The sequence below is a fragment of the Streptomyces sp. YS415 genome, assembly GCF_023544665.1.
Taxonomy (GTDB): Bacteria; Actinomycetota; Actinomycetes; order Streptomycetales; family Streptomycetaceae; genus Streptomyces.
In genome coordinates this window covers 44,838-63,356 of sequence record NZ_JAMJFL010000014.1, presented here as the reverse complement: position 1 = coordinate 63,356, position 18,519 = coordinate 44,838, and the positions used below count along the sequence as shown (strand labels likewise).

The 18,519-nt window shown below is 69.7% G+C and carries 18 protein-coding genes and 1 riboswitch; of the genes, 9 read left to right on the top strand and 9 right to left on the bottom strand.

The window, feature by feature from the left end; all coding sequences use genetic code 11:
- Nucleotides 1–13: 13 nt before the first annotated feature.
- Nucleotides 14–1,099 carry an RNA polymerase sigma factor SigF gene (locus M8H82_RS19615; protein ID WP_250075865.1) on the top strand — a complete coding sequence of 362 codons (1,086 nt, stop codon included), beginning with the start codon at nt 14–16 and terminating at the stop codon, nt 1,097–1,099.
- On the opposite strand, the gene M8H82_RS19610 is transcribed toward M8H82_RS19615, so the two are convergent.
- Nucleotides 1,100–1,540: a hypothetical protein gene (locus M8H82_RS19610; RefSeq protein ID WP_250075864.1), complete on the bottom strand. Its 441-nt coding sequence runs from the start codon at nt 1,538–1,540 to the stop codon at nt 1,100–1,102.
- A 146-nt stretch (nt 1,541–1,686) separates the two neighbouring features.
- Between M8H82_RS19610 and M8H82_RS19605 the strand changes: the two genes are divergently transcribed.
- Nucleotides 1,687–2,655 (top strand): diacylglycerol kinase family protein, encoded by a 969-nt coding sequence (locus tag M8H82_RS19605; RefSeq protein WP_250075863.1) that lies wholly within the window; start codon nt 1,687–1,689, stop codon nt 2,653–2,655.
- Between the two features lie 318 nt (nt 2,656–2,973).
- Nucleotides 2,974–3,231, top strand: a complete 258-nt coding sequence (locus M8H82_RS19600) for a WhiB family transcriptional regulator (protein WP_003992873.1) — start codon at nt 2,974–2,976, stop codon at nt 3,229–3,231.
- Between the two features lie 263 nt (nt 3,232–3,494).
- Here M8H82_RS19600 and M8H82_RS19595 read toward each other — a convergent pair whose 3' ends face one another.
- A complete protein-coding gene (locus tag M8H82_RS19595) occupies nt 3,495–4,961 on the bottom strand; it encodes a sensor histidine kinase (protein ID WP_250076147.1) in 1,467 nt (488 codons plus the stop codon).
- Between the two features lie 410 nt (nt 4,962–5,371).
- Nucleotides 5,372–6,001 (bottom strand): TetR/AcrR family transcriptional regulator, encoded by a 630-nt coding sequence (locus M8H82_RS19590; RefSeq protein ID WP_250075862.1) that lies wholly within the window; start codon nt 5,999–6,001, stop codon nt 5,372–5,374.
- An 84-nt stretch (nt 6,002–6,085) separates the two neighbouring features.
- Here M8H82_RS19590 and M8H82_RS19585 point away from each other — a divergent pair, with 84 nt between their 5' ends.
- Nucleotides 6,086–6,838, top strand: a complete 753-nt coding sequence (locus tag M8H82_RS19585) for an SDR family oxidoreductase (RefSeq protein WP_250075860.1) — start codon at nt 6,086–6,088, stop codon at nt 6,836–6,838.
- A 171-nt stretch (nt 6,839–7,009) separates the two neighbouring features.
- On the opposite strand, the gene M8H82_RS19580 is transcribed toward M8H82_RS19585, so the two are convergent.
- Nucleotides 7,010–8,083, bottom strand: a complete 1,074-nt coding sequence (locus M8H82_RS19580) for an SIS domain-containing protein (RefSeq protein WP_250075858.1) — start codon at nt 8,081–8,083, stop codon at nt 7,010–7,012.
- A 153-nt stretch (nt 8,084–8,236) separates the two neighbouring features.
- Here M8H82_RS19580 and nagB point away from each other — a divergent pair, with 153 nt between their 5' ends.
- The gene (nagB, locus tag M8H82_RS19575; protein ID WP_250075857.1) at nt 8,237–9,022 is read left to right on the top strand and encodes a glucosamine-6-phosphate deaminase; all 786 of its coding nucleotides are present in this window, start codon (nt 8,237–8,239) and stop codon (nt 9,020–9,022) included.
- A 65-nt stretch (nt 9,023–9,087) separates the two neighbouring features.
- On the opposite strand, the gene M8H82_RS19570 is transcribed toward nagB, so the two are convergent.
- From M8H82_RS19570 to M8H82_RS19550, 5 genes are all read right to left on the bottom strand, one after another.
- Nucleotides 9,088–9,762, bottom strand: coding sequence for a DNA alkylation repair protein (locus M8H82_RS19570; RefSeq protein ID WP_250075854.1), 675 nt, complete (start codon nt 9,760–9,762; stop codon nt 9,088–9,090).
- Between the two features lie 124 nt (nt 9,763–9,886).
- Nucleotides 9,887–11,374, bottom strand: a complete 1,488-nt coding sequence (locus tag M8H82_RS19565) for a glycoside hydrolase family 3 protein (RefSeq protein WP_250075853.1) — start codon at nt 11,372–11,374, stop codon at nt 9,887–9,889.
- Between the two features lie 9 nt (nt 11,375–11,383).
- On the bottom strand, nt 11,384–12,214 hold the full coding sequence (locus M8H82_RS19560) for a carbohydrate ABC transporter permease (protein ID WP_250075851.1): 831 nt from the start codon (nt 12,212–12,214) through the stop codon (nt 11,384–11,386).
- A complete protein-coding gene (locus M8H82_RS19555) occupies nt 12,211–13,203 on the bottom strand; it encodes a carbohydrate ABC transporter permease (protein ID WP_250075849.1) in 993 nt (330 codons plus the stop codon). The genes M8H82_RS19560 and M8H82_RS19555 overlap by 4 nt, the downstream gene beginning before the upstream one ends.
- A 76-nt stretch (nt 13,204–13,279) precedes the next feature.
- Nucleotides 13,280–14,557, bottom strand: coding sequence for an extracellular solute-binding protein (locus M8H82_RS19550; RefSeq protein ID WP_250075847.1), 1,278 nt, complete (start codon nt 14,555–14,557; stop codon nt 13,280–13,282).
- Nucleotides 14,558–14,865: 308 nt separating this feature from the next.
- Here M8H82_RS19550 and M8H82_RS19545 point away from each other — a divergent pair, with 308 nt between their 5' ends.
- The 4 genes from M8H82_RS19545 (at nt 14,866) to M8H82_RS19530 (ending at nt 18,310) form a co-directional block, all read left to right on the top strand.
- The gene (locus tag M8H82_RS19545; protein WP_250075845.1) at nt 14,866–15,630 is read left to right on the top strand and encodes a GntR family transcriptional regulator; all 765 of its coding nucleotides are present in this window, start codon (nt 14,866–14,868) and stop codon (nt 15,628–15,630) included.
- A gap of 254 nt (nt 15,631–15,884) precedes the next feature.
- Entirely contained in the window at nt 15,885–16,139 is a 255-nt protein-coding gene (locus tag M8H82_RS19540; protein WP_250075843.1) for a DUF3311 domain-containing protein, read from the top strand.
- A complete protein-coding gene (gene mctP, locus M8H82_RS19535) occupies nt 16,136–17,731 on the top strand; it encodes a monocarboxylate uptake permease MctP (RefSeq protein WP_250075840.1) in 1,596 nt (531 codons plus the stop codon). The genes M8H82_RS19540 and mctP overlap by 4 nt, the downstream gene beginning before the upstream one ends.
- Before the next feature lie 72 nt (nt 17,732–17,803).
- A complete protein-coding gene (locus tag M8H82_RS19530; RefSeq protein WP_250075838.1) occupies nt 17,804–18,310 on the top strand; it encodes a GNAT family N-acetyltransferase in 507 nt (168 codons plus the stop codon).
- A 35-nt stretch (nt 18,311–18,345) separates the two neighbouring features.
- Nucleotides 18,346–18,488: riboswitch (cobalamin riboswitch) on the top strand.
- Nucleotides 18,489–18,519: the final 31 nt, after the last annotated feature.

Here is an 18,519-nt window from a genome sequence, read left to right as displayed (position 1 = left end):
CGGGGACGGGCCGGTGCGGGACGAAGAGCGCGGCACACGGGAGCTGCCGGCCGAGAACGCCGACGACGCAGTCGCTCCGGGCGGTTCCCGACACCTGGCGGACGGCGTCGACGGCATTCCGGAGCAGGCCAGGCCGCACCCGGAGGACGACGCGTCCTCCGCGCGGGCGGGCTTCCCGGACACCGCCGTGCAGGGCTCGCCTCAAGAGAGGCGGATCGGGGGCACCCCCGGCCGGGCTGAGACGAGAGCTCGACAGAGGGCGACGGGCGGGACGATGAGCGAGCACGAGCGAGACGACGATCAGGGCGCGCCGGCCGCGCGGCACGAGGTCCAGCAGCGTGAGCCGCAGGACCGCAGCGGTGCGCGCGCCATGTTCATCGAGCTGCGCAAGCTGCCGGACGGCGGCCCGGAGTACGCGGAGCTGCGCAACCAGCTGGTCCGGATGCATCTGCCGCTCGTCGAGCACCTCGCGCGCCGTTTCCGCAACCGCGGCGAACCGCTGGACGACCTCACCCAGGTCGCCACCATCGGCCTGATCAAGTCGGTCGACCGCTTCGATCCGGAGCGCGGCGTGGAGTTCTCCACGTACGCGACCCCGACGGTCGTCGGCGAGATCAAGCGCCACTTCCGCGACAAGGGCTGGGCGGTGCGGGTGCCGCGCCGGCTCCAGGAGCTGCGGCTGGCGCTGACCACGGCGACGGCGGAACTGTCCCAGCTGCACGGCCGCTCCCCCACGGTCCATGAGCTGGCCGAGAAGTTGGGCATCTCGGAGGAGGAGGTCCTGGAGGGCCTGGAGTCCGCGAACGCGTACTCCACGCTGTCCCTGGACGTCCCCGACACCGACGACGAGTCGCCGGCCGTGGCGGACACCCTGGGCGCCGAGGACGAGGCGCTGGAAGGCGTGGAGTACCGCGAGTCCCTCAAGCCGCTGCTGGAGGATCTGCCGCCGCGCGAGAAGCGCATCCTGTTGCTGCGGTTCTTCGGCAACATGACCCAGTCGCAGATCGCGCAGGAGGTCGGCATCTCGCAGATGCACGTGTCGCGCCTGCTGGCGCGCACGCTGGCACAGCTGCGGGAGAAGCTCCTCGTGGAGGAGTGACTACTTCTGGTCCTGCACGCTGCCGGGTCCTCGGATCCCGAGGGCCCGGGTGGTCTCGGCGTTCACCAGCAGGACCAGCGCGGTGACGGCCACCACCGCGAGGGCGATCCCGGCCGGGATGGCCATGCTGTCGGCCTGGAGCAGGTTGTAGGCCACCGGCAGCGCCATGATCTGGGTGATCACGGCAGGGCCGCGCGCCCAGCCGCGTCGGGCGAGCAGCCCGCGGGCGGCCAGCAGCGGCAGCAGCGCGAGCACGATCAGCGTCACTCCCCCGGTCACGGCCTGCTGACGGTCGTCCGCGTCGCCCGTGAGCCCCATGACGAGGATCCACACGCCGCCCACCACCAGGGCGAGCCCTTCCAGCGCGGCGAGGGCCGCGGCGTAGATCAGCCGCCGCGGGCGGGGTCCGGTTTCCGGGGCGGGGTTCTGCTCAGCGCTCACCCCTGAAGGGTAGCCCTCGCGGTGTCCGCCCCCTCGGGCGCCCGGCGCACGCAACACGCCCCCGTGGCGAGGTTCACGCACCGATTCTCCTACTGGATCACTATTCGGTGTGGGCCCGGTACCCCCCAGTAGGTACGCTGCAATCCATGCGTGCACTTCTCGTGGTCAATCCGGCGGCAACCACCACAAGCGCACGTACGCGCGATGTGCTGATCCATGCATTGGCCAGCGAAATGAAGCTGGAAGCGGTCACCACCGAGTACCGCGGCCATGCGCGCGACCTGGGCCGGCAGGCGGCGGAGAGCCAGGACGTCGATCTGGTGGTGGCCCTCGGCGGCGACGGCACGGTCAACGAGGTCGTCAACGGCCTGCTGCACGCGGGCCCCGATCCCGAGCGCCTGCCGCGGCTGGCCGTGGTCCCGGGCGGCTCCACCAATGTCTTCGCCCGCGCGCTGGGCCTGCCCAACGACGCCGTGGAGGCGACGGGCGCGCTGCTGGACGCGCTGCGCGAGGGCAGTGAGCAGACGGTCGGCATGGGGATCGCCGCGGGAACGCCGGGCACCGAGGACGAAGGGGTGCCGGAGCGCTGGTTCACCTTCTGCGCGGGGCTCGGCTTCGACGCGGGCGTGGTCGGCCGGGTCGAACAGCAGCGCGAGCGGGGCAAGCGGTCCACGCACGCCCTTTACCTTCGCCAGGTGGTGCGCCAGTTCCTCCAGGAGCCCAACCGGCGGCACGGCACGATCACACTGGAGCGGCCCGGCGCCGACCCGGTGACCGATTTGGTGCTTTCCATAGTCTGCAATACCGCTCCGTGGACGTATCTGGGTAATCGCCCGGTGTACGCGGCGCCTAAGGCGTCGTTCGATACGGGGCTGGACGTACTCGGTCTCAGCCGGATGTCCACGGTCGCGGTTGCCCGGTATGCGACCCAGTTGCTTACTTCGTCCCCCGAGCGGGGACCCCAGGGTAAGCACGCCGCTTCACTGCATGACCTGGACCAGTTCACCTTGCATTCGAAGGTCCCGCTCCCCCTTCAGATGGACGGTGACCACCTGGGGCTGCGGACGAGCGTGACGTTCACAGGCGTACGCCGTGCACTGCGTGTGATTGTGTGAGCAGAAGACGCGAAAGTCCTTTCACTCGAACGTTTAGACCAGGGTCCACCCCATGGAAGTACGGCTGTGACCTAGTCGACACCGAGGAATCAAAAAAAACTTTCCAGAAGGGGTTGTATCCGCCGCTGAGGTTTGCGAGTCTCTACGTGGTGATTGGGACGGCCCGCAAGACCGGCCTCCACAGGTCACCAGAACCCTCTCCACATCAAAGGACCACGGCAGGGAAACCTGACGGTCGGCCCTTCACTTGTTGAGGGATTCGTGAAAGCGTTCACATTCACAAGCACCTGCATGTAATACCAAGGAGAGGTAGCAGCCATGGACTGGCGTCACAACGCCGTTTGCCGCGAGGAAGACCCCGAGCTCTTCTTCCCCATCGGCAACACCGGTCCTGCGCTGCTGCAGATCGAGGAAGCCAAGGCCGTCTGCCGTCGCTGCCCGGTTATCGAGCAGTGCCTGCAGTGGGCGCTCGAGTCCGGTCAGGACTCCGGCGTCTGGGGTGGTCTCAGCGAGGACGAGCGTCGCGCGATGAAGCGCCGTGCCGCCCGCAACCGGGCCCGTCAGGCCTCCGCCTGATACTCCCGCCCCATAACGGCCTCAGCTTGGCGGCGCGTGCAGCGAGTACGCATCTCCCGCCCCCGAGCCGCAGCGCGCAGTACCCCCGATGCGCATAGCACGAGCACTGGCCTCGGACCCAACCGGTCCGGGGCTCTTTGCTTGTCCGGACGCGATACGCGCGGGCCGCTTTGTGTGCGGGCCGCTGCTTGTGCAGGCCGCTGCTTGTGCAGGCCGCTGCTTGTGCGGGCCCTTCCATGGGCGGGCCCTCTGCGCGCGGGCCGCTACTTGTGCGGCCGTACCGGGATGTCCAGGATCACCTGAGTCCCCCGCTCCGGTGCCGGGACCATGTCGAAGGTTCCGCCCAACTCCCCCTCCACCAGCGTCCGTACGATCTGCAGGCCGAGGTTGCCCGCGGTGTGCGGGTCGAAGCCCTCGGGCAGTCCCACGCCGTCGTCCTGGACGGTGACGAGCAGCCGGGCTTCCTTGGTGGTGCCGCCACGGACCGCGGAGACCTCGACGGTTCCGGTCTCGCCCTGCCGGAAGCCGTGCTCCAGGGCGTTCTGGAGCACCTCGGTCAGGACCATGGACAGCGGGGTGGCGATCTCGGCGTCCAGGATGCCGAAGCGGCCGGTGCGCCGGCCGGTGACCTTGCCGGGTGAGATCTCGGCGACCATCGCGAGGACCCGGTCGGCGATCTCGTCGAACTCCACCCGCTCGTCCAGGTTCTGGGAGAGCGTCTCGTGCACGATCGCAATCGAGCCGACCCGTCGCACCGCCTCTTCGAGCGCTTCCCGGCCGCGGTCGGACTCGATGCGCCGGGCCTGGAGGCGGAGCAGGGCCGCCACCGTCTGGAGGTTGTTCTTCACCCGGTGGTGGATCTCCCGGATGGTGGCGTCCTTGGTGATCAACTCGCGTTCGCGGCGGCGCAGTTCCGTGACGTCGCGGAGCAGGACCAGGGAACCGATGCGGGTGCCCTTGGGCTTGAGCGGGATCGCCCGGAACTGGATGACCCCGTCCTCGGACTCGATCTCGAACTCACGGGGCGCCCAGCCGCTGGCGACCTTGGCGAGCGCCTCGTCCACCGGGCCGTGGGTCGGGGCGAGTTCGGCGGTGGTCTTGCCCAGGTGGTGGCCGACCAGATCGGCGGCGAGGCCGAGGCGGTGGTAGGCGGACAGCGCGTTCGGGGAGGCGTACTGGACGGTGCCGTCCGCGTCGAGCCGGATCAGGCCGTCGCCGACGCGGGGCGAGGCGTCCATGTCGACCTGCTGGTTCGCGAACGGGAAGGAACCGGCCGCGATCATCTGTGCGAGGTCCGAGGCGCTTTGCAGATACGTCAGTTCGAGCCGGCTCGGGGTGCGCACGGTCAGCAGGTTGGTGTTGCGGGCGATGACACCGAGGACGCGCCCGTCACGCCGTACCGGGATCGACTCGACCCGGACCGGGACCTCCTCGCGCCACTCGGGGTCGCCCTCGCGCACGATGCGGCCCTCGTCGAGGGCGGCGTCCAGCATGGGGCGGCGGCCGCGCGGGACGAGGTGGCCGACCATGTCGTCCTGGTAGGAGGTGGGCCCGGTGTTGGGGCGCATCTGGGCGACCGACACATAGCGGGTGCCGTCGCGGGTGGGCACCCACAGGACGAGGTCGGCGAAGGAGAGGTCGGAGAGCAGCTGCCACTCCGAGACCAGCAGATGGAGCCACTCGAGGTCGGACTCGTCGAGGGCGGTGTGCTGGTGGACCAGCTCGTTCATGGAGGGCACGGGTGCGAGCGTACCTGGCGGTTTGTACGGCTCCGAAACGGGCGGCCGGCGCGGGGCGGGCCCGAAGACACCCGCGGGCCGCGGCGCCTGAGAGGGACCCTCAACCCTCTCGGCACCGCAGCCCGGAGCAATATCGGCCGTGGGGTGTGCGGTCCCGGTCGGCCGAAGGATGAGGATCCGGGGCAGTCAGGGCAGAGAGCACCGGTTCCTCGGTCCGTCTTCCTGTGCGGGGAAGACGGAAGTGCGCGTCCTCATATCACATGGACTCGTACCGACCATTGTGGACTAGACCACTCGGCGTGTCCATGCGTGCGAGGCTGTTTGTTGTTGTGACGTTCGATGCGGTAACGCCAGGTGGTCGGACATCCCAGCATTCACCACGCAGCCTAACCCTTGTGGGTTCATGTGCGGGGCCAGATGGACAGGGCAATTTCCGCGAGCGCCGCCAACTCCCCCCGGCTCGCGCCGTCGCGCGCCTGCTGGGACATGCCCTGGATCATCGCGCCGGTGTACCGGGCGAGGGTGCCGGCATCGGTACCGGCAGGGAGTTCACCTGCGGCGATGTCCGCGCGGATACGGCTCTCCACGGCGGCGATGGTGCCGTTGCGGCGGTCCCGGAGGGTCTGCTCCACTTCAGGGCTCGCGCAGTTGGTGGCCGCGTGGATGTAGAGGCAGCCTTGAGGGAGACCCGGGGTGGTGTACCGCTCGGCGGCCTCGCGCAGGATGCGCTCCACGGCGGCCCATGCCGTGGGCTCCTCGGCCAGCGCATGCTCCCCGAAGGCCGCGTACCGCTTGCCGTACTCCACCACGACCTCGTCGAACAGCGCCCGCTTGTCCCCGAAGGCCGCGTACAGGCTCGGGGCGCCGATGCCCATGACCCGGGTGAGGTCGGAGACGGACGTCGCCTCGTACCCGTGCTCCCAGAAGGCCATGATCGCCTTCTCCAGCGCGGTCTCCCGGTCGAAGGAACGGGGGCGGCCGCGGCGGCCCGCGGTCGGCTCTGAACCCTTGGTGCTCACCATGGAGTGCATTTTATAGCGAGCACTAGAGAAATCGCCCGAGCCTGCCGTACAGTCTTTTCTGTAACGACCGCTAGTCAATTCCGGGGGTGTGGCATGGGTGTGCTCACAGGCAGGACGGCGCTGGTCACGGGGGCGAGCAGGGGGATCGGACGGGCGGTGGCCGAGCGGCTGGCGCGCGACGGCGCACGGGTCGCCGTGCACTACGGCAGCAATGAGGCGGCGGCGAAGGAGACCGTCGCCGGGATCGAGGCGGCCGGCGGGAGCGCCTTCGCGATCCGCGCCGAGCTGGGCGTGCCGGGGGACGCGGGGACCCTCTGGGCGGCCTTCGACCGGCACGCGGACGGGGTGGACATCCTGGTCAACAACGCGGGAGCGGCGTTCTTCGCCACCATCGGCGACACGGACGAGGAACTCTACGAGCGGGCCCACGCCCTCAACGCCAAGGCGCCGTTCTTCATCGTCCGGCAGGGCCTCGGCCGACTACGCGACCACGGCCGGATCGTCAATGTCACGGCGGCCACGGACGCCGGCATACCCGGTATCGCCGCCACCCACATGGCCAAGGGCGCGGTCACCGCTCTGACCCGTTCCCTCGCGGTCGAGCTGGCACCGCGCGGCATCACCGCCAACTCCGTCGCGCCCGGCTTCATCGACACCGATCTCACCAGCGCGGTCCTGGCCGACCCCGGCCTGCGGGCCCACGCCGAGGCGGTCTCGGTCTTCCGGCGGGTGGGCACGGCGGCGGAGGTCGCCGACGTGGTGGCGTTCCTGGCGTCCCCCGACTCCCGCTGGGTGACGGGGCAGCACATCGACGCGACGGGGGGATCGCTGCTGAGCTTGCAGTAGCCGCCCGAGCAACGTGCCGTAGCCGCCGGAGCATCGTGCAGTGACCGCCGGAGCATCGTCCAGTGGCCGCCGGGGCAGCATGCAGTAGTCGCCGGACCAGCCCGTAGTCGCCGCCGGACCCAGCGGCCTGGGTCCCTGTTGTGCCGCCCCGTGTCCCGGCTCCTCGCGGGCTCAGCGCGTCTCCGTCACCTTCGCCAGGGCCCTTGGGGCGTCCGGGTCCTGGCCGCGGGCGATGGTGACCTCGTGGGCCAGGAGCTGGAGCGGGATGATCTCCAGGACCGGCTGGAGTTCCTCGGCGACGCCCTCCGTGGGCAGGACGAAGCCCGCCGAGGCCCGTTCCACCTGAGCCGCCGGACCGACGACGACCAGGTCGGCGCCGCGGCCGCGGAGGCGGTCGAGGACGGGTTGCAGGGCCTCGCCGCCCTTGCCGTCGGTGACGACCGCGATGACCGGGGAGACGTTGTCGACCATGGCGAGCGGGCCGTGCAGCAGGTCGGCACCGGAGTAGGCGAGGGCCGGGATGTAGCTGGTCTCCATCAGCTTGAGGGCGGCCTCCTTGGCCGTGGGGTAGCCGTAGCCGCGGGAGGTGATCACCATGCGCTCGGCGAAGCGGTAGCGGGCGGCCAGGGCGTGGACCTCGTCCCTCCGGGCGAGCAGTTGTTCCGCGAGGTCCGGGAGCGGCTTCGCGGCGGCCCCGTCGCCGCCGCGCAGTCCTTCGACGAAGAGATAGAGGGCGAGGAGGGAGGCCGTGTAGGTCTTGGTCGCGGGGAGGGCCTTCTCGGGTCCGGCCATGATGTCGATGTGGTACTCGGACACCCCGGCCAGCGGGGAGTCGGGGTTGTTGGTCACGGCGAGGGTGATGGCGCCGGCCGCGCGGGCGGCCCGGGCGGAGGCCACCAGGTCCGGGGAGCCGCCGGACTGGCTGACCGTGACGACCAGGACGTCGGTGAGGTCGGGACGGGCGCCGTAGGCCGTGAAGGTCGACATGGAGGTCAGACCGCAGGGCATGCCGAGGCGGATCTCCAGGGAGTACTTGGCGTACAGCGCGGCATGGTCGGAGGTGCCGCGGGCGGTGAGCAGCACGAAGCGGGGCTTGCGGGCGGCGATCTCCTGAGCGACCTGCCGGATGCCGGGGGCGCCCGCCTCCAGGAGCCGGCGCAGGACGGCGGGCTGCTCCGCCGTCTCACGGGCCATGATCCGGCCGGGAAGCTCGCTCAGGGGGTGCGGTGTCGCGGGGCTGGTCATGGGAGTCCTCTCGGGATGGGGAGCGGAGACCGCATCTGCTGGAGCCACCCCCATTGCACTCCCCCACGGTGAACGCCGCCTGTTAGATTGGTCTAAACCACATAGCCCTCTCGGGTACCGGTTGAGTCCCCTCTCCAGATCGGCAGGTCCAGCGTGGAAGTTGTCATCGTTCCGGACGCCAAGGCGGGTGGCGAGCTCATCGCCGAGGCCATGGCTCAGCTCCTGCGGCGCAAGCCCGACGCCCTGCTCGGCGTGGCCACCGGCTCGACGCCGCTGCCCGTCTACGAGGCGCTGGCGGCGAAGGTGCGCTCCGGTGCCGTGGACACCTCGCGGGCGCGGATCGCCCAGCTCGACGAGTACGTGGGGCTGCCCGCCGAGCATCCGGAGTCCTACCGCTCGGTCCTGCGGCGCGAGGTGCTGGAGCCGCTCGGGATCGGGATGCCGGCCTTCATGGGGCCGGACGGGACCGCGGACGACGTACAGGCGGCGTGCGAGGCGTACGACGCGGCGCTGGCGGAGGCCGGGGGCGTGGACCTGCAGTTGCTGGGGATCGGGACGGACGGGCACATCGGGTTCAACGAGCCGTGTTCGTCGCTCGCCTCACGGACCCGGATCAAGACGCTGACCGAGCAGACCCGGGTGGACAACGCGCGGTTCTTCGACGGGGACATCGCGCAGGTGCCGCATCACGTGATCACCCAGGGGATCGGGACGATCCTGGAGGCACGGCATCTGGTGCTGCTGGCGACGGGCGAGGGCAAGGCCGATGCCGTCGCGGCGACCGTGGAGGGGCCGGTGGCGGCGGTGTGTCCGGCGTCGGCGCTGCAGTTGCATCCGCATGCGACGGTCGTCGTCGACGAGGCGGCCGCGTCCAAGCTGAAGCTGTCCGACTACTTCCGCCACACCTACGCCAACAAGCCCGACTGGCAGGGCATCTAGGGCCGCCCTCTCGTTCGGATCACCCCGGCGTCGCTCGGCCCCCTCGGGGGCGGGCGGCGCTTTCGTCAGGCCTTGGCGTTCTGGCGGCGGACCATCTCGGTGATCCAGGTGGGGGCGTACGGGGAGGTGCAGCCGGGGGAGGTCGGGTAGTCCTTGAGGACGCCCAGGCGCTCGCCGATGCCGAGGGCCCGGGGGCGGTGCTCGGGGTGCTCGATGCCGATCTGCGCCAGGCAGTGGTTCATCGCCCACTGGAGGCGGTCGGGGGCGTCCTTCATCTCGGCCTCGATGACGTCTAGGAGCCCTTCGAGGTCGAGGCCCTCGGGCCGCTTCGCCACGCGTTCGGTGGTCAGCGCCCAGCCGGCGCTCGCGACCACGGGGTCGGGGTCGGCGGTCCAGGCCAGGCGCAGCTCCTCGGCGTGCGGGTTCTTCTTCACCACGTAGTTCACGAGCCAGTCGTGCACCTTGGGGGCGCGCGCCCGGCGCACCATGGCGTCCAGTTCGTCCCGGGTGTAGGCCTTGGGGCGGCAGATCAGCAGCGCCAGCAGTCTCGCCGCGGTGTCGTCCGTCTCCCAGAGCTCGCGAGCGAGGTCGTGCTGGGTCTTGAGCCGCTTGGCGAGGGCGCGGAGCCTGCCGAGGTTCACTCCGTGGTCGTCGCCGTGCCGCTCGTTGACGGCGCGGGCCTTCGGGTCCTCGAGTCCGGCCAGCTCGGCCATCACCTCGGCCAGTGCGGTTCCGGTCATGTCGAGCCTCCCTGTCTCCTCCAGTGCGCGGCTCAGCCTACGACGGGCCGGGCACGGGACGAAGGCGCCGGTTGCCCCCATCCGGGAACCGGCGCCTTCGTCGTCGTAACCCCTGCCGGCCCCTCTACCGGGCCGTCTGCCGGCCCGCGATGATCTCCGCCGCCGCTCGGCCGCACACCCGGGCCGCGCCGTGGGTGGCGATGTGCAGGGCGCCTCTGGGCGGGGACTGGGGCACGCCCATCTCGACCACGATGGTGTCGGGGCGCTCGCTCAGGAGGGTGTCCAGCGTCTTGGCCATCCACTCGTGACGGTGTTCGTCGCGGACCACGGCGACGATCCGGCGGGTGCCCGCCGCGTCCAGGGTCGCCTGGGCCGCCGACTCGTCGGTGTGGGTGGCGGTCTCGGTGCCGGGGAGCAGTTCGGCGAGTTCCGCCGCGACGCCCCACGGGGTCTCGTCGCCCACCGCGATGTTCGCCACCGGGCTGAGCGCGACCACGTAAGGGGCCTCGGTCAGGGGCGGGTGGGCGGCCGTCCTGGTCACCCGGACCGCGCGGCGGGCCGCCAGCAGGCCGATGTCGGACGGAACCCGGTCCTCGGAGACGGCCGCGGACCGGGTCCAGCGGGCCAGGGCGCGGACGCGTTCCGCGGCGTCCGCGAGGCGCTCCTCGGGGAGTTCACCGGTGCGGACGGCGGTGACCAGGGCGTCGCGCAGGCGGCGGACGGTGTTCTCGTCGTTCAGGCCGCCGCCCACACAGATCGCGTCGGCTCCGGCCGCCAGGGCGAGAACGCTGCCGCGCTCGATGCCGTAGGTGGCGGCGATGGCCTGCATCTCCATGCCGTCGGTGACGATGAGGCCGTCGTAACCGAGTTCACCGCGCAGCAGGTCGCGCAGCACGGGGCGGGAGAGGGTGGCCGGGCGTGTCGGGTCGAGGGCCGGGACCAGGATGTGCGCCGTCATGATCGCGCGGGAGCCCGCGGCGATGGCCGCGCGGAACGGGGTCAGGTCGCGCTCGGCCAGCACATCGCGTCCCACCTCGATGCGGGGCATGGCCTCGTGGGAGTCGATCGCGGTGTCGCCGTGGCCCGGGAAGTGCTTGGTGCAGGCCGCCACGCCCGCGGCCTGGAGGCCGGTGACATAGGCGGCGGTGTGCCGGGCGGTCAGTGCGGTGTCGGCGCCGAAGGAGCGGACGCCGATGACCGGGTTGGCCGGGTTGGAGTTGACGTCCGCGGATGGCGCCCAGTTGAAGTTGACGCCGCAGGCCGCGAGGCGGCGGCCGAGTTCCTGGGCTACCTGGCGGGTGAGGTCGGTGTCGTCGACCGCGCCGAGGGCGTGGTTGCCGGGGAAGGAGGAGCCGGTGCGCACCTCGAGGCGGGTGACGTCGCCGCCCTCCTCGTCGATGGCGACGAGGACGTCCTCGCGCTCGGCGCGCAACTGGGCCGTCAGCGCGGCGACTTGCTCGGGCGTGGCGATGTTGCGGCCGAACAGGCCCACGGAGGCGAGGCCCTCCCCGAGGCGGCGCAGCAGCCAGTCGGGGGCCTGCGTGCCGGGGAAGCCGGGCTGCAGGACGGTCAGCGCGTCCCGTGTCAGGGTGTCGCTGGCGAATGTCGTCATCGGTGGGCGTTATCCCTTCACGGCGCCGTCGGTCAGCCCGCTGACGGCTCGGCGCTGGAGGAAGACGAAGAGGATGAGGATCGGGACGGCGAAGAGCGAGGAGGCGGCCATGGTGGCGCCCCAGTCGTCGCCGAACACGGTGCGGAAGCTGGTCAGCCACAGCGGGAGGGTCTGTGCCTCGGCCTCCTTGTTGAGGACCAGGACGAGGGCGAACTCGTTCCAGGCGGTGATGAAGCCGAACAGCGAGGTGGCCATCAGTCCGGGGGCGAGCAGCGGCAGGATGACGCGGCGGAAGGCCTGCGCCCGGGTGCAGCCGTCGACCATCGCCGCCTCCTCCAGTTCGGCCGGGACGGCGGCGACGAATCCGCGCAGGGTGAGGATGGTGAAGGGGAGGATCATCATCGTGTAGAAGGCCGTCAGCGGGACGAGGCTGTTGAGCATGTCCGCGTCCCGGACGATCATGTACATCGCGATGATCATGACTTCCCAGGGCGCCATCTGGGCCAGCATGAAGCCGATGATGAAGCCGCGCCGTCCCTTGAACTTCATCCGCGCCAGGGCGAAGGCGCCGGCGAGCGCGATGGCCAGGGAGAAGACGACCGCGAGGACCGTCACCGTCAGGGAGTTGGTGACCAGGGTCCAGAAGTTGTCGACGCCGGTGGCGGTCTTGAAGTGCTCGAAGGTGATGTCCGTCGGGAACCAGACGGGGTCCTCCGAGATGATGTCGCCGGTCGGCTTGAAGGCCGTGGCGAACATCCAGTACACGGGGAAGACGAAGCCGATGAACAGGATGACGGCCGTGGCGTTGGGCCAGACACGGCCGAAGAGCGAGCGCTTCACAGCCCGGCCTCCTCTTCCTTCTCTTGCTTGAGCACGATCCGCAGGTAGTAGGCGGTGAGGCCGAGCAGGATCAGGATGGTCAGCAGGGCGATGGCGGCGCCCATGCCGTAGTGCTGGTTGCCGACGCCCTCGATGTAGGCGTAGACCGGCAGGATCTCGGTGAGGCGGTCGGGGCCGCCCTGGTTGAACGTGTACACCTGCACGAACGCCTTGAAGATCCAGATGACCTCGAGGAACGTGGTCGCGTAGAGGAAGGGCCGCAGGAACGGGAAGGTGACCGTGGCGAAGCTCTTCCAGGCGCCGGCGCCGTCGAGGGAGGCGGCCTCGTAGAGCTCGGCGGGGATGGTGGTGGTGGCCGCGTAGAGGTTGATCGCCACGAACGGGATCGACATCCACACGATCAGCAGGGTGACGACGAAGAACGTCGACATCTGGTGGCTGGTCCAGCTGTAGTCGGCCATCGAGTGCCAGCCGAGCTTGTCCAGCACCCAGTTGACCACGCCGAAGCGCTGGGCGAAGAGCCACTGGTAGACGGTGGTGGCGGCGACCACGGGCATCGCCCAGGCCAGCACCAGGCCGATCAGCAGGGTGAACCGCATCCGCCGGCCGAGGCGGGCGAGCAGCAGGCCGACGAGCGCGCCGAGGACCATGGTCAGGACGACGTTGACCGCCGTGAACAGGATCGAGCGCAGGGTGACGCGCCAGAAGTCCTCGCTGCCGAGGACCTCTGTGTAGTTGTCGATGCCGTTCCACTCGGTGACGTGCTGGATCAGCTGCGCCATGTTGAGGTTCTGGAACGACAGCAGCGCGTCCTTCAGCAGCGGCCAGCCGAGCAGCAGCACGGAGGCCGCGCAGGCGGGCAGCAGCAGGAGGTACGGAGCCAGCGCGCCGATGCGGGAGGCTGCTCTCGGGGTGGGCCCGCGGGATCCCGAGGAGTCCTTGTGGACGTCCGCCGGGCCGGAGGGCGGCCGTTCGGTCTGCACGGTCATGCTCGCGTTCTCTTCCTCCTAGACCTGCCTGAACGCGGGAAGGGGGCCGCTGCGAGCGGCCCCCGGCCCGGCGCGTCTACTGCTGCTGCGACAGACGCTTGTTGAACTCCTCCTCGACCTGGGCTGCCGCCTCGGCCGGGGACTTTCCGTTCAGCACGGCGGTCATGTAGGTCTTGATCGGGTTGGGCGCGTTCTCGACGGCGGCCCATTCGGCGATCAGCGGCGTGGTGCCACCGCCCGCGGCGGCCGGTGCGGCGGCCTCGGCGACGACGTTGCCCTCGAGGTTGCTCTGCAGCGACTCCTTGTTGGGGATGACGCCGTTGAGCTTGGCGAGCTGGCCCTCGTGCTTGTCGGACAGGGCGATCCGCAGGAACTCCTTGGCCAGCTCCTGCTTCTTGCTGCCCGCGGCGACGGCGAGGTTGGAGCCGCCGAGGAAGACACCCTCGGGCTTGTCGGCCGTGGGACCGGGGATCGTGAAGTAGCCGATCTCCTTCTCGATCTTCGGGTTGGCCTCGATGGCGATGCCGGCTTCCCAGCCCATGCCGATGAAGGCGCCGACGTCGCCCTTGCCGAAGACCTCGCCCTGCTGCGGGGTGGCCTCGTCCTTGTCCTTGGGGGCGTCGGAGAGGGACTGGAACTTCTTGTACGTCTCCATGGCGGCGGCGACCTTGGGGTCGGCGAGGTTGGAGACGTACTTGTCGCCGTCCTTCTTCACCAGCTCGGCGCCCTCACCGATGGTGAGACCGACGAAGTGGTACCAGTTCTGGCCCGGCAGGTAGATCGGCTCGGCGTCGGTCTTCTCGCCGATCGTCTTCAGGTCCTCGTAGAACTCGTCCCGGGTCTTGGGGGTGTCCTTGATGCCCGCCTCGGCCCAGACGCTCTTGTTGTAGAGGACGACGCGGTTGGCGAAGTACCAGGGCGCCGCGTACTGCTTGCCCTCGAAGACCGAGGAGTTGTTCAGCGACTCGGTCCACTCGGCGCCGATCTCGCTCTTGAGGTCGGCCAGGTCGGCGAGGCCGCCGGTCTTGGCGTAGGCCGGCGTCTGGGTGTTGCCGATCTCGAAGACGTCCGGCGGGTTCTCCTCCGACAGGGCGGTGGTCAGCTTCTGCTGGATGCCGTTCCACTGCTGGATCTCGAACTTGACCTTGGCCTTGGTCTTCTTCTCGAAGGCGGCGGCAACGTCCTTCTGCCACTGGTCGGGGGAGGAACCGTCCATCACCCAGACGGTGAGGGTCTGGCCCGCGTAACCGTCCGCGCCGGCCTTGCCGCCCTCGTCGCCGTCGTCGCCCCCGCACGCCGCGATGGAGACCATCATTGCCGCGACACCGATCGCGGATATCAGCTTGCGCTTCACGCCACCCTCCTCAGGGATGCCCATGAACCCCCCGCCCATGGGCCGGGACCTGGACCAATGGTGTAGACCAGTACCCGGAGCTTGGACCAGACCAAAATTCCTGTCAAGGGTGCCGGAACCCGCTCTGACCAGCCGTTATGCGACCTACATATGCAGGAACCTTTAAGTAAGAAGCCAGCGAAAACAACGGCACCGGAGTACTCTCGTCCGCTAGACCACTTGGCTCTATGGACTAGACCAAAAGTGGTGGTGACGGTATACAGAGGGGATCACGAGGTGAGCCGCATCCGGAGCCGGGAAGGCAGAGCATGAGCACCGACGTCAGCAGTGCGGAGAACGAGGGTGGGGCGACCGTCCGTACCGCGCGCGTGCCCAAGTACTACCGCTTGAAGAAGCATCTGCTGGACATGACGGAGACCCAGGCGCCGGGCACCCCCGTCCCGCCCGAGCGGACGCTGGCGGCGGAGTTCGACACCTCCCGCACGACCGTGCGCCAGGCCCTGCAGGAACTGGTCGTCGAGGGCCGCCTGGAGCGGATCCAGGGCAAGGGCACCTTCGTCGCCAAGCCGAAGGTCTCCCAGGCGCTCCAACTCACCTCGTACACCGAGGACATGCGCGCCCAGGGCCTCGAACCGACCTCGCAGCTGCTGGACATCGGCTACATCACCGCCGACGACCGCCTCGCCGGGCTCCTCGACATCACCGCCGGCGGCCGCGTGCTGCGCATCGAGCGCCTGCGCATGGCCAACGGCGAGCCGATGGCGATCGAGACGACTCACCTGTCGGCCAAGCGCTTCCCGGCCCTTCGGCGCAGCCTGGTGAAGTACACGTCCCTCTACACCGCGCTGGCCGAGGTCTACGACGTCCATCTCGCCGAGGCCGAGGAGACCATCGAGACCTCGCTGGCCACGCCCCGCGAGGCGGGCCTGCTCGGCACGGACGTGGGCCTGCCGATGCTGATGCTCTCCCGCCACTCGCTGGCCCGCGACGGGCAGCCGGTGGAATGGGTGCGGTCGGTGTACCGGGGCGACCGCTACAAGTTCGTCGCCCGCCTGAAGCGCCCGCAGGACTAGGTCCCTCGAAGCTTCGGCAGACGTAGTGCTCGCGGTGCAGCGCCTCTGTTGTTCCCGCCGACCGGTCCCGGGCCACCCCGGCGGAACGCACCATGCGGACGGACCGGCAGGAGTCGGACCCGCGCCAGGTTTCCGCTGCTGCTGAGGCCAGTTGGCCGGACCGATATGCGGACGAGGGGTTCCGTTTCTGCGACGCCGTGACCTAGATTGCCTGCGCGTTTCACTGGTGATCAGCGAGGGGACGGAGCCGTCAGATGTCACAAGCCCCAGAGACGAGCGGAGAGCCGGTGGTGACGCCCGCGCGCGTCGTCATCGCCCTCTGCCTGTTCGCGCCCTTCGTGGCGATGCTGTGGGTCGGGTCGTACGCGAAGGCCGATCCGGCCTTCATCGGCATCCCGTTCTTCTACTGGTACCAGATGGCCTGGGTGCTCCTGTCGACCCTGCTGACGATGATCGCGTACAAGCTGTGGCAGCGTGACCAGCGCGCCCGCCGTGGAGGCAGCAAGTGAACGACGGCGTGAACGGCGTCGCACTCGCCGTCTTCATCTTCTTCTTCCTGGCCGTCACGGTCATGGGCTTCCTCGCCGCGCGCTGGCGCAAGGCCGAGAACGAGCACAGCCTCGACGAATGGGGCCTGGGCGGACGCTCGTTCGGCACCTGGGTCACCTGGTTCCTGCTCGGCGGCGACCTGTACACGGCGTACACCTTCGTGGCGGTCCCGGCGGCGATCTACGCGGCGGGCGCGGCGGGCTTCTTCGCGGTGCCGTACACGATCCTCGTCTACCCGCTGATCTTCACGTTCCTGCCCCGCCTGTGGTCGGTCTCGCACAAGCACGGATACGTGACGACATCGGACTTCGTGCGCGGCCGCTTCGGCTCCAAGGGCCTGTCGCTGGCGGTGGCGCTGACCGGCATCCTCGCCACCATGCCGTACATCGCGCTGCAACTCGTCGGCATCCAGGCGGTGCTGGACGTGATGGGCGTCGGCGGCGGGGAGGACACCAACTGGTTCATCAAGGACCTGCCGCTGCTGATCGCGTTCGGTGTGCTGGCCGCGTACACCTACTCCTCGGGGCTGCGCGCCCCGGCGCTGATCGCCTTCGTCAAGGACACCCTGATCTACCTGGTGATCGCGGTGGCGATCATCTACATCCCGATCAAGCTGGGCGGGTTCGACGACATCTTCGCCGACGCGGGCGAGAAGTTCACGACCAACGGGGTGGGCGGTCTCGTCCCGCCGGAGGCCGGCCAGTGGACGTACGCCACCCTCGCGCTGGGCTCGGCGCTGGCGTTGTTCATGTACCCGCACTCGATCACCGCGACCCTCTCCTCGGGGAGCCGTGAGGTGATCCGCCGCAACACCACGATCCTGCCGCTGTACTCGCTGATGCTCGGTCTGCTCGCGCTGCTCGGCTTCATGGCGATCGCGGCCGGGGTGAAGGTGGAGAACGGCCAGCTGGCGATCCCGCAGCTGTTCGAGAACATGTTCCCGGACTGGTTCGCGGGCGTGGCCTTCGCGGCGATCGGCATCGGCGCCCTCGTGCCGGCGGCCATCATGTCCATCGCGGCGGCGAACCTCTTCACCCGCAACATCTACAAGGACTTCATCAAGCCGGACGCCACCCCGCAGCAGGAGACCAAGGTCTCCAAGATCGTGTCCCTGCTGGTGAAGGTGGGCGCGCTGGCCTTCGTCCTGACGATGGACAAGACGGTCGCCATCAACTTCCAGCTGCTGGGCGGCATCTGGATCCTGCAGACCTTCCCGGCCCTGGTCGGCGGCCTGTTCACCCGCTGGTTCCACCGCTGGGCGCTGCTCGGCGGCTGGGCGGTCGGCATGATCTACGGCACGGTGGCGGCGTACGGTGTCGCCTCGCCGACGCAGAAGCACTTCGGCGGCTCCTCGAAGGAGATCCCCGGCATCGGGGAGATCGGCTACATCGGCCTGACGGCGTTCGTCCTGAACCTGGTCGTCACCGTGGTCCTGACCTTCGTCCTGCGGGCGGCGAAGGCCCCCGAGGGCATCGACGAGACGAGCCCCGAGGACTACACGGCGGACGCGGGCGACCCGGGCGTGAAGAAGGACCTGGAGCCGATTCCCTGACCGGGAACGCACCGCAGCGGGCCGCCGAACTTTAGGACCTTCGGCGGCCCGTCGTCGTCCACAATCGACCGCATGGACTTCCAGATCCGGCCGGTGGACCCCGCCGAACACGATGAACTGGGCGAGATCACCGCCCGCGCCTACCTCCAGGACGGCCTCCTCACCTTCGGCGAGAGCGACGGGTACCTCGGCGAACTCAGAAACGTCGCCAAGCGGGCGGCAGCCGCCGACGTGCTGGTGGCCGTGGAGGACGGCCGGCTTCTCGGCGGCATCACCTTCGTCCCGGCCGGCGGCCCCCTGGCCGACCTCGCGCGCCCCGGGGAGGCGGAGATCCGCATGCTGGCGGTGGCGCACGCGGCCCGCGGCCGGGGCGTGGGAGAAGCCCTCGTCCGCGCCTGCGTCGACCGGGCGAGAGCGACCGCGGGGTGCACGGGCGTCGTCCTGTCCACCCAGTCCCTGATGCACACCGCCCACCGCATCTACGGACGCCTCGGCTTCCGGCGCGCCCCGGAGCGCGACTGGAACCCCGTCCCGGAGCACGGCGACTTCACTCTCCTCACCTATGAGTTGACGCTCTGAAGCCGACGCGACACAACATCTGGGGGTGACAGCGCGAGGCGGCACAAGATGTATGCTCGTGCTCGCTGTCGTCGCAGGGGAATCCGGTGCGAATCCGGAACTGTCCCGCAACGGTGTACTTGTGCACAGCTGTGCCCGAGTGTCAGTCCGAGGACCTGCCGACAGCGCACCCGGCCGACCGGTCCGGGTGCCCGACGTCCGGGCCTCGA